13 protein-coding genes and 1 CRISPR repeat array are annotated in these 11050 nt (G+C 39.6%); of the genes, 6 read left to right on the forward strand and 7 right to left on the reverse strand.

What is annotated here, in order from left to right:
* Window positions 1-5 precede the first annotated feature (5 nt).
* Window positions 6-383: a type II CRISPR RNA-guided endonuclease Cas9 gene (cas9, locus tag DD627_RS03560; RefSeq protein ID WP_311317463.1), complete on the reverse strand. Its 378-nt coding sequence runs from the start codon at window positions 381-383 to the stop codon at window positions 6-8.
* A gap of 188 nt (window positions 384-571) precedes the next feature.
* Between cas9 and DD627_RS03565 the strand changes: the two genes are divergently transcribed.
* The 4 genes from DD627_RS03565 (at window position 572) to DD627_RS03580 (ending at window position 3911) form a co-directional block, all read left to right on the forward strand.
* Window positions 572-1468 carry an ABC transporter ATP-binding protein gene (locus DD627_RS03565; protein WP_260274990.1) on the forward strand — a complete coding sequence of 299 codons (897 nt, stop codon included), beginning with the start codon at window positions 572-574 and terminating at the stop codon, window positions 1466-1468.
* Entirely contained in the window at window positions 1461-2684 is a 1224-nt protein-coding gene (locus tag DD627_RS03570; RefSeq protein WP_260274991.1) for an ABC transporter permease, read from the forward strand. The genes DD627_RS03565 and DD627_RS03570 overlap by 8 nt, the downstream gene beginning before the upstream one ends.
* Window positions 2685-2757: 73 nt before the next feature.
* Window positions 2758-3270: a YbhB/YbcL family Raf kinase inhibitor-like protein gene (locus DD627_RS03575; RefSeq protein WP_260274992.1), complete on the forward strand. Its 513-nt coding sequence runs from the start codon at window positions 2758-2760 to the stop codon at window positions 3268-3270.
* A gap of 395 nt (window positions 3271-3665) precedes the next feature.
* Window positions 3666-3911, forward strand: coding sequence for a hypothetical protein (locus tag DD627_RS03580; protein ID WP_057783633.1), 246 nt, complete (start codon window positions 3666-3668; stop codon window positions 3909-3911).
* Here the strand turns inward: DD627_RS03580 and DD627_RS03585 are convergent, their stop codons facing one another.
* Window positions 3912-4394 (reverse strand): MarR family winged helix-turn-helix transcriptional regulator, encoded by a 483-nt coding sequence (locus tag DD627_RS03585; RefSeq protein WP_260274993.1) that lies wholly within the window; start codon window positions 4392-4394, stop codon window positions 3912-3914.
* 112 nt (window positions 4395-4506) lie between these two features.
* On the opposite strand from DD627_RS03585, the gene DD627_RS03590 reads away from it, so the two are divergent.
* Together DD627_RS03590 and greA are read left to right on the forward strand one after the other, a co-directional pair.
* Window positions 4507-5493, forward strand: coding sequence for a quinone oxidoreductase family protein (locus tag DD627_RS03590; RefSeq protein ID WP_260274994.1), 987 nt, complete (start codon window positions 4507-4509; stop codon window positions 5491-5493).
* A 71-nt stretch (window positions 5494-5564) separates the two neighbouring features.
* Entirely contained in the window at window positions 5565-6035 is a 471-nt protein-coding gene (greA, locus tag DD627_RS03595) for a transcription elongation factor GreA (RefSeq protein ID WP_057783639.1), read from the forward strand.
* A 347-nt stretch (window positions 6036-6382) separates the two neighbouring features.
* Here the strand turns inward: greA and DD627_RS03600 are convergent, their stop codons facing one another.
* The 5 genes from DD627_RS03600 to cas4 all read right to left on the reverse strand — a co-directional run bounded on the left by DD627_RS03600 (window position 6383) and on the right by cas4 (window position 10503).
* A complete protein-coding gene (locus tag DD627_RS03600; protein WP_260274995.1) occupies window positions 6383-7291 on the reverse strand; it encodes a proline iminopeptidase-family hydrolase in 909 nt (302 codons plus the stop codon).
* A 261-nt stretch (window positions 7292-7552) separates the two neighbouring features.
* Entirely contained in the window at window positions 7553-8401 is an 849-nt protein-coding gene (locus DD627_RS03605; RefSeq protein ID WP_057783643.1) for an aldo/keto reductase, read from the reverse strand.
* Between the two features lie 119 nt (window positions 8402-8520).
* Complete coding sequence (gene cas2, locus DD627_RS03610; protein ID WP_260274996.1) at window positions 8521-8811, reverse strand: CRISPR-associated endonuclease Cas2; 291 nt, start codon at window positions 8809-8811, stop codon at window positions 8521-8523.
* A 7-nt stretch (window positions 8812-8818) separates the two neighbouring features.
* Window positions 8819-9850 carry a type I-C CRISPR-associated endonuclease Cas1c gene (gene cas1c, locus DD627_RS03615; protein ID WP_057783648.1) on the reverse strand — a complete coding sequence of 344 codons (1032 nt, stop codon included), beginning with the start codon at window positions 9848-9850 and terminating at the stop codon, window positions 8819-8821.
* Window positions 9847-10503, reverse strand: a complete 657-nt coding sequence (gene cas4 / locus DD627_RS03620) for a CRISPR-associated protein Cas4 (RefSeq protein WP_229923072.1) — start codon at window positions 10501-10503, stop codon at window positions 9847-9849. The genes cas1c and cas4 overlap by 4 nt, the downstream gene beginning before the upstream one ends.
* Window positions 10504-10753: 250 nt before the next feature.
* Window positions 10754-11050: a CRISPR direct-repeat array (repeat unit 32 nt; unit sequence ATTTCAATTCACGCACCCATAAAGGATGCGAC).

Raw genomic sequence — 11050 nt, forward strand, 5'->3', positions numbered from 1 at the left:
GCCATTTATTGACATAGGAGCATTTCATAAAATTTTTGATCCGATTGATCGTTAAACAAAATATCTCCTGAGTAGTGCTTGTTAGCATCCTTCGGTGACAAATTTGATTCTTTCAATCGCATAAAGAATGCTTCATCCACAGGATTTATGTACGGTTCAAAAATCTCCCGCAATAATCGTAAACGCCAACGACGGCGACTTAAGCGACGGCGTGTTGTTCTGAAACTACGTCGATTCGCAGCTGGTTGCCCTTCAGAAAATAAACGCACACCAATTGCATTTTTCCCTTTCACACGCATGACACGGTTATTTTCATCCACGACTGCAAAACCAATTGAACTGGTTCCGATATCTAGGCCGATACTATATTTCTTATTTTCCATAATTTTCACTCCTACTTATTACTTCACTGTTACTATGATTATATAATACCCTTTCTTATAGCGCTTTCACATACCTTTCAAGAAACTTTTTAACTTCTACCTTATCCTACTCAAACCATTCTTTTCCCGCCAATATCCTGTATAATAAATGTAAACGAATACAGTCACCAACAAGGGAGTTGTGACCTATGTTACAAGTGAAAAACTTAAACAAATCGTTCGGCCAAATGCAGGCCGTTGTCGATGAAAGTTTCACCGTTAATGACGGTGAAATTCTTGGTTTGATTGGTCAAAATGGCGCTGGTAAAACCACCACATTTCGTATGATTCTGGACTTGCTCAAACCCGATTCAGGTTCTGTATTTTGGAACGGTCATCCTTTCTCTCGTAAGGATCAAGACATCGTTGGTTTCTTGCCCGAAGAACGCGGTTTATATCTTAAAATGACTGTCGAAGAACAAGTCATCTATTTTGCAGAGTTGCGCGGTCAAAAACCAGCTGTGACTAAACAAAAACTAAATGATTGGATGCAACGTTTTGCCGTCAAAGGTAAACGCACCGACAAAATTAAAGATTTATCTAAAGGAAACCAGCAAAAGGTGCAGCTAATTGCTACGCTCATTCATGATCCCAAACTGGTCATCTTAGATGAACCATTTAGTGGTCTCGATCCGGTGAATGCCAGTCTTCTCGAAGACGGTATCGAACGGCTCAAAGCACAAGGTTCCGCTATTATCTTTTCTTCACATGATATGGGGAACGTTGAAAAAATTAGCGATAAACTTTTGATGCTCCGCCAAGGCGAAACAGTTTTAAATGGCGTAACCAATGAAATTCGAGAAAGTTTTGGTGACACGCGTATTTTTCTTCAATCTCCTCTCACCGAAACCGACCTCTTGGCAATTGACGGCGTGACTAACGTTAAGAAGTATCAAGCTGGCTTCGAATTGCAACTAGCCAATCCTGAAGTCGGTAAAACGGTCTTTGCGCAGGCAACTAAAAATGGATACATTCGTGAGTTTTCGCAGCAGCCACCATCTCTTGATGAAATTTTCCGAATGAAAGCGGGTGTGTCTAATGAATAAATTTGGGGTCGTTTGCAAACAAGTCATTCGCAAAAACATTAAAAGTCCCACTTACATCGTTTTGTTATTAATGCCCGTTATTTTATTAGGAACCATAGTTGGCATCGCCGCCATCAAGAATCACACTAGTGAAACACCACAAATTGCCATTGTGAGCAACAACGCGCCATTACGTTCGGCTTTGCTTAAAAGCAATACCAAGAAAGCATATAACGTCAGCAAATCAATCACCACAAAAAAGGCGGCTGAAACCAATTTAGCAAAGGAAAAATTGGACGGCTATTTAACCGTCACAGTCAAAGGTGGTCAGGTTTCTGCAATCTATAAATCACGGACGAATGGAAAAACGGTAGATACCACCAGTTTACAGAATTCATTAAATTCACTGAAAATGCAACAAACGGCGGCCCAATTAGGATTATCTGCTAAACAGCTAGCAAGCCTCTTTGCCCCCGCCAACTTTAAAACTCAGTCTGTTTCGTATACAAATGGAAAAGAAACGGCTCAAAAAGATAATCAACAGGCTGTCAACAGCATTTTAGCCATGGTGGTGACCATTCTAATTTATATTTTCATGGTCAGCTATGCGAGTCTGATTGCCCAAGAAGTGGCTACGGAAAAAGGTTCCCGAATCATGGAAATTCTGGTTAGTAGCGTCTCACCGCAAATTCAGTTTTTTGCTAAAGTCACTGGCATGTTTGTTCTCATTCTGTTACAAGTTTTAGTTACCGCAATCTGTGGTGTGTTTGGCCTGAAGTATCTGAGTGGTAATGTGCAATTCTTAAAAGATCTAGATTTGAGCCATGTTCAACCCAACATTATCATCATATTAGTGTTGTTCTTTATTTTGGGAATCACGTTATACACCATTTTGGCAGCCGGTTTAGGCGCGCTAGTTTCCCGATCAGATCAAGTCAGCCAGGCAGTTTCTCCACTGACTATGGTTGGCTTAGCTGCATACGGAGCTTCGTTTGTGGCCATGAATTCTAACACCGTTTTGATTAAAATCGGCTCATTTATTCCGTTTCTGTCCCAAAGCATCATGCCAGTGCGGTATGCGGTCGGCAATGCCACAATCATGGATGCCATAATTAGTTTGGTTATTTTAGCGGTTTCGATTGTGCTCGTCACTTGGTTTACGACCCGCTTGTATGCAAATCACGTTTTGGACTATTCTGATCAGAAAATTTGGAAACGTATTTTGAAACGCAATTAATAAGCTTTTTCGTTCCTATTTTGCGTAGTTTGACGTAAGGTTAAGTTAAATAAACACGAGGAGGTTCATGACTATGCAAGTTTCAGTACCGACATCAAATGGTTTATTACTCGATAAATATGGTAAATATGCGCCCAAAGAGGCCATCTATAATAAAAACCCGGCAATCTCTTTTCCGATTGAAATTACGGACATCCCTAAAGAAGCCAAAACAATTGCGCTAACCCTTTTGGATTTCGACTCTGTGCCCGTTTGTGGGTTTGCTTGGATTCACTGGATAGCCGCAAATATTCCTGCAGCATCCACCGTAGAAATTCCCGAGAATGCCAGTCAAAAGGGCGGCATCCAGATGATTCAAGGAAATAACAGTACGGCTGGTCCTTTAATTGGTGAAACAGATCCTTTAACTACCCAGCATTACATCGGACCGACCCCGCCGGACAAAACACATGATTACTGGCTGGATATTTATGTACTAGATAGTAAGCTAGATTTAAAAGAAGGTTTCTGGTTAAACGAGTTTTATCACGCCGCTAAACCTCATATTATTGAAAGAAAACGAATTAGTATCCTTAGTCGGGCATAAAGATATTTAAATAGGCTTAGATCGCGTCAATTCGCGACTCAAGCCTATTTATGTGCCTAAATTTAACCTTTGTTTAGTGGTTGTTGGCATTCAATTAAGGCCTTTAGATTTTCTTATCCAAAAGCCCGCAGAAAGTTCACACATTTTTAAGTTCGGTTTAATCTAGCCACCGCATACTTAGTATATTAATTCAAAGGAGCCATTCGAACCAATCGAATGTCGATATAGTTCGCTGGACATCCTTTTGGAGATAAGATTTTGCGATCGCAAAATACCCATTACTGACAATAAGTTGGACCTAAATCCAATGAACAATTAGAGAATATCACGCAGCATCTAAGTAGTGAAGAGTAAGAAACAAAGTTTCAAAATATATAATACGAGGAGCGATGAATATGTTATTGAATAATCAGAATCTATCAGTCTTAGAAGTTCAAGTGCTAGGTATTTACCAAGCAAAAATTGAAGTTAAAACGATTTCTGGTGAATGCCTTTTCGTCTATCCCACTCAGACTCAACGAGATGATCCTCTTTTTTGGACATCCCTAAAAGATATCATCAAAGCCAAATTATGGCTGCCAATCAACAAATCCTTACATCAATTAATTGATTCTGACTGGTTACTTCCGATGAATGCCTAACTAACCCTCGGATTGAAAATCTTCCTGAGCTTTGATCAACCGGTTCAAAAAGTTTTTCACCGTTTGAATATCTGCATCCGAAAAATCCGCAACAGCTGCAAGAGCTTCTTCTCGCAGCTGTTTGTGTAACTGCATATGGGCTTGTGCTAATTTTCGCCCGGATGGAGTCAGTTTTAAATATACCGTTTTTTTATTTACCGCTTGATGGAATTTTTCCAACAACTCCAATTTTTCCAAATGATTGATTCTGCGCGACGTGCCACCTTGTGTGATTTGAATGGCGGCCACAACCTCACTCACCGTTTTTTCACCGTCTAACAAAACATCCAAGATATCCAAATCATTATGCGTCAAATGATTTTTTTTCGGATCACCATCAATGGCCGCATGTTTAGCAACCCACGTTTCATGCTGATTATGTGTTTCTTTTGAACCAATTTTGTGCAACAAAGCATCTATTTCTTTAAATTGTGATTCATTCATTGTTTTCACCTTCTGCTTATATATTACCAGTAATTTATAGTTGACAGCAAGAATTTTCGGGTTTATATTAAATACATTACTAGTAATATAAAAAGAAAAGGACTGATTATTTATGAAAGAATTAACGATTAAAAATTTTAAAACTGCTCCTTTTTTTTCACAGGATGTTCCTGAACCCACAACTGATGAAACGTTTGATACCTTGATTGACGTATTGGCTGCTCCGATCGAAAACTTCGATAAAGCCAACGCCGCTGGTCGCCACTATTCAAGCACTTATTGGCATCCCGCATTTCCAAGCATCCCCGGTGCTAGTGGCATTGGCCGTCGCGTCGATAACGGTAAGCTGGTTGCTTTTCCGGCACGAACTTTAAAGCCGCAATTTGGCTCATATGCCCAACGAACAGTCGCCAACTCCAAATTATTATTGGAAATTCCCGAAAATACTGATCTTTATTCAAGTACTGCCGCTGCGTCTTCACTTTTAACCAGTGTTGCCCCACTTAAATTTAGTTTGGATATACAACCCGGGGACACCGTTTTGATCAACGGTGCGACTGGGTTTGCGGGGCAATTAGCCATTCAGGTTGCCAAAAGCCTTGGTGCTAGTGAAATTATCGGAACTGGTCGTAATCCAGAACGATTAGCAGGCCTAAAAGCTTTAGGTGCCACTCAAACCATTTCACTGGCTGATGATGATAAAACAATCATGCAAAATCTCGATAACTTATCTGTTAAAGGTAACTTGATTATCCTCGATTACTTATGGGGTCATCCAATCGAACTCATTTTACACTCGATTATTCCAAATAGTTTAGCTATGAAACGCGCCACTACGCTAGTTTCAATTGGCTCCATTGCTGGACCAGAAATCAGTTTACCTTCGAAGGCAATTCGGACTTCTGGCCTTCAAATTATTGGTATGCAAACACCTAAAGTCATGGCCAACCAACATGCAGTTTATAAGGCTGTTTGGGATTTGATCAACTCCGGCAAAATTAAACCAGATGTCAAAACAATTTCTTTAGAAGAAGCTGCTACTCAGATTGACTGGCAAAAACCAGTTCCAAGTGGCGTTCGGACTGTAATTAAACTCTAGTTTTCAAAATGGCATCTCTTTGTTTAACGGTGTAAAATGGAGGCAAAATCAAGCCATTGAAGAGGAAAACTATGTTAGAACCATACTTTAATAAAATTACTGCCGCTGGATATCACCAGATTGAAAAAGAAATTGAAGATTGGAAAGCAAAACGGCCAACCTTGATTAAACATTTAGCCGAAGCCAGTGCCCTCGGTGACCGATCCGAAAACGCCGAGTACACCTCTGCAAAACGGGATTTACGCCATCTTGAAAGCCGGCTCCATTTTCTAACCAAACAATTACAATACTCAAAGATCGTCACCCCCACTGACAATCAGATTGTAGAAATTGGTAAGTACGTTTCCATTGAATTTGTGGACGACCACGATCAAGTAACCTATCAAATTGTGGGTAAACAAGAGGCCGATATTAAAACAAATAAAGTTTCACTGGATTCGCCGCTTGGCTCTGTTCTGATGGGCAAGACCCTAGGTGATATCGTGACAGTTCAAGCACCAAATGCTGATTATCAGGTTAAAGTTTTGGACGTGAAATTATAATTAAAACGCGATTGAGAAGTGGTGGCTTCTCGATCGCGTTTTTTTAGGACTTGGATCAATTTTTATTAGGACAGCTCCTTGTGGCAGTCTCACAAATATAAGCGTGCCTTACCGTGGGATTCTCATCCCACTACTGGCACCACTTATATTCGTGAGACTCACCGCCACACTCTGCTCACTTTCTTTAGGACAGCTCCTCACAGTAGCCACACTAAAATAACCATGCCTTACCATAGGATAGTCATCCTACTATCGGCACAGTTATTTATTCTAGTGTGGCCTAGCACCGTGATCCGCTCACTTTCTTAGGACAGCTTCTTGCGACAGCCACAATCCGCCCACTTTCCTTAATACGCTGTAAAACTATCCTCTTCCACATCTCTCAAATACGTACTCAAATTCTGGAAAAATGCCGCCGGATTATCTCGACTATGCGAATGTCCACTATCCGGCGTCAATACAAACCGTGCATTCGGCAACGTCTGTTGCATCCGTCGTCCCGCGTCAAGCGGCATCGTATCATGATCACCAAACGTCAACAGAGTCGGAACCTTAATTTCATGCAAACGATCACGCACATCCCATCCATTCAGTTTTCCAACCGTCACAAATTCATTATTGCCTTGAAAATAGTTATAAACTGCCGTCGCCAAATGGCCGCCACTCCTGTGCTTTCTTGCTTCCGGATTTCGCATCGAAAAATTATTATCCAAAATTCGCACTAAAGATTGATACTCAGGATCATCAAATTTTTCCGCTGACTCAATCCCTTCCATGTACGAAACCTGCGCTGGTGTCAGAGTCTCACGTCGCAGTTTATTCACGTGTGGCGTATATTCCGCAATATTATCAATCATACTCATAATGATTAACCCTTTGAGATGCTGCCCATATTTCAAAGCATATTCTTGCGCAATCAAGCCGCCCCACGAATGACCCAACAAATAAAAGTTGTCCAAACCTATTTTTTGCCGAACCTCTTCAATCTCATCAATGTAATAATCAAACGTTAGATACTTATCTCGCACCTTAGGATCTGTGAAATCCGGCTGGTCTGAAAAATAAGAGCCTAGTTGGTCGTACATTGAAACGCGAACCCCAAGATCTTTCAAATGTTCGTCAAAATGTTCGAATTCTTCATGGGTGCCACCAGGGCCACCATGCAAACATAAAAGATTAATTTTGCCCTCTCCAACCGTACGTGTAAACAAATGATAGCCGTTATCGAGTGTTAAAAGATGTGTACCATTTTTCATATAAGAACCTCCACCTATTTTCTGATTATAAAAAAAGACCACCCGCTAGGTATTTTGCCTAACCGATGGTCCAAAATTGTCTAACTCAAACTAAACTAGCAAGTTAAGAAGGACGACACATCGGCAGTCATCTTAATCACGCTAATCACAATACTGTTTAAACCTAATTTTGAATTCTGCATCTATGTCGCCTCCCTCGCTCTGAATTACAATCATTATGCAATTGCATAATTAGAAAGTCAACAGTTTTTTAATTTAATTTTAACCTTGTGTGGAATTATGTGAATGTTCTGGGGCTGTATCTGGCATATTATTCAAAGTTGCCATATCTGCATCGCTAATTTCAAAATCGAGCTTAGCGTTGTTTTCAATATGGTCTTCCCCAACTGCCTTTGGTAATGGCAAAACACCATTTTGCAAGCAGAAACGTAATGCCATCTGGGCAACACTCACATTATATTTACCGGCTAAAGCCACCATTTGATCGTTTTTCAACAACCCACCAGTTGCCAATGGGGAATAAGCTTCCACTAAAACGCCATTTTCTTTGGCAAAACTCGTGATCTTGGGTTCTGTATAACCAACGTAATACTGAATTTGGTTGATCATCGGCTTTACCTTAGCGTTAGCGAACACATTTTTAAGATCGTGAACATTAAAATTAGAAACGCCAATCGCTTTTACCCGACCGCTGGCATAAATATCCTGCATAGCACGCCAAACTTCAATATTACCCTCATCACAATCTTTACCGATCTGATTCCATGGCCATGGCGCATGCACTAAGTATAGGTCGACATAATCGATATCCAATTTTTTAAATGTACTATCAAAATCGGCCATTGCTTCATCGTATGTTTTACTCTGAGCAGGTAGTTTTGAGGTCACAAAGACCTGATCACGTGGAATGCCTGAATCCCGCACGGCACGACCCACATCGGCTTCGTTACCGTATGCTTTGGCAGTATCAACATGGCGATAACCCACTTTCAATGCGTTTAACACAGCTTGATAAGCTACGTCCCCAGCTGGAGTTTGCCAAGTACCGAATCCTACTTTAGGAATCTTGACGCCATTTGCTAATTCAAATGTATCTGTTAAAACTGACATGATTTACCCTTATTTCTTAAAATTAATTGCTTTTCACATTAAATTTTACGCGTTTTCTTTCTGTTAGTCGCTTAACAAGGCTTTTAAACTACAAAGAAACATTCAAATTTAACATAAAATTACATAATTAATGGTCCGTCTAAATTTTGTACATCTTTTGTGCCAATGTGAATAACTTTATGCTCATAGTGATTTCCCAAGATATAAAAGCGAAGACTATCCTGGCTTGGATCAATAATATTCGTTAATTCTTGGCGCATTTTTAAAAATTCCATATCGTCAATTAAACATTCAAAAACGGAATTTTGTACTCTTTGTCCATATCTTGTACAGGTTTTTGACACACGGTTTAATCGACGTGTTCCGCCATCCGAAGTAATGGCAATATCATATGCTGCTACAATTAACATAATTCACCTACTTCCAAAGAAACGGCGGATATTCATCCAAATCCCCACGTAAAAAACGTGCTAGTAGCATAGCTTGGGTATAAGGAACTAACCCCCAAGCTATTTTTTCGTTCAAGTAAGGATGGACAATCTTATCTTGTTTTCGTTGTTGCCATTCTTCAATGAATTTTTTCCTGCCATCCTCATGTAATAAGACAGCGCCATTTTCCTTTTTTTGAAAATCTTTTGAATTCACGATTTTTTTATTAATTAATCTTAAAACAAATCTGTCGGCATATACGCCACGCAGTTCTTCCATCAAATCCAAAGCTAATGACATCCGTCCAGGTCTGTCTTGATGCATGAATCCAACGTAAGAATCTAAACCCACTGTTTCCAATGCAGCTGAAACATCATGCGCTAATAGTGTATATGCAAAAGAAAGTAACGCATTCACTTTATCCAATGGCGGTCGTCGATTACGACCATGAAACTGAAAATCTTTTTTCTGTTGCAAGATTAATTGATCGAATAATCCATAATACTGGGTGGCTGCGTTTCCTTCAATTCCTCGAATTATATCAATATCTGTTGCAGATGATAGCTGTTGGGTAACCTTTTGCAATTGACCTGACACTAATTTGAACTGCTTTGTATTTATTACCAATGAATGATCTCTTGTAGCTCGTTCCAACATCCAACGTTGATTATAGATTTTTCCGATAATAAAATTCCGTGCTATCAGACCGCTCTCTTGATTATCCTCAGAAATCTGATATTGCTTTTTCCGCAACACAACATTTCCGTTGGTCACCCCAATTACTCTTCCCATCAAGCTACCACTTGGTGACAAGAAAGTCATTGGAATCGTGCTTTTCATGCACTCATTCATTAAAGCCGGACTAGCTCCTGCACGCCCAAACGTTACTATTCCTTCCAAGTTAAGCAAAGGAACCTTACCTAAAATTTGCTTATTTGCCCGTATCTCTATATTGCCACCATCCAAAGATAAGTAGGCATCAGGTGACGTTATAAAAAGTGTATTTAATAACTTTCTCAATCACTCAACCTCCGTTTTAGATAACTACGAACGGTCTGCTTAGATAATAATTCTGGCAAACAGATATTAGCTAATGAACAACTTTTACACCATGGCCCAGTTTTGACTCTTGGTGTAAATCGTTTTTTCCAGTATTGATGCATTTTTTCCGTTGTATTAAGTAATTGTTCACGCATAGATTCAGTAAATTCTATTTCTTCACGTCGTCTAGTCTGTTGATAAAAAATACTACCAGAACGGATCGTACATCCAAGCATTTCTTCCAAGCAAGCTGCTTCAGCTAATAACTGTAAAGTATCTGATAAATCATACTTTTTATGTCCATGTTTATACTCTACTGGTTTGGGCAAGTACTTTTTCTCACTGCCAAAGATCGACACGCCATCAGGCTTCTCCTCAAATTCAACAACATCACAAATACCCGTTAAACCTAATTCACGAGAATGAACTGGTAAAGATCGCACAATCAACTTATTTTTTCTTTTTTCCCGAATTTCAGGTTGATCAGCTTTTGTATGTAGAATTTGCCCATCATAGGTCAATAGATTATCCTGCCATGCTTGTTCAACATGGATTAACGACCACTGTCGCTGACAAAAACGAAAATGTTGTATACCGGATATCATCAAAAAATCATCTTCCGAATATTCCACTTCTTTCATCTCCACCATCACGTTTTAGTGTTTCTCTAACATCATAATATCATCGATTCTAAAAATGTAAACGCTTTATTTAAAGATATTGTATGGTTAGCTTCTAAATGATTCATTCGTGTATGGTCAATAAACTGAAATAATATGATAAGTCACTAATATTATCATCAGTAATAATGTTGATTTCGCTTTCACACGGCCATAAAGGATGCAACTAACAGACCAGCCAGAACCTGGTGTGTGGGCACCTATTTCAATTCACGCACCCATAAAGGATGCGACAATGGTTTTACCAAAACAACCTATTGGACATGGGATATTTCAATTCACGCACCCATAAAGGATGCGACTCACAAAACTTGACTAATTAATTATCCTTCTATATTTCAATTCACGCACCCATAAAGGATGCGACTAACAGTATCACTGATTTTTTTAAAAGTTGACAATTTCAATTCACGCACCCATAAAGGATGCGACAGCCCAGAATCTTGCTCGTTTGTTTGTAATTAATAATTTCAATTCACGCACCCATAAAGGATGCGAC

Source organism: Pediococcus sp. (genome assembly GCF_003533255.1).
In the GTDB taxonomy this organism is placed as follows: domain Bacteria; phylum Bacillota; class Bacilli; order Lactobacillales; family Lactobacillaceae; genus Pediococcus; species Pediococcus parvulus.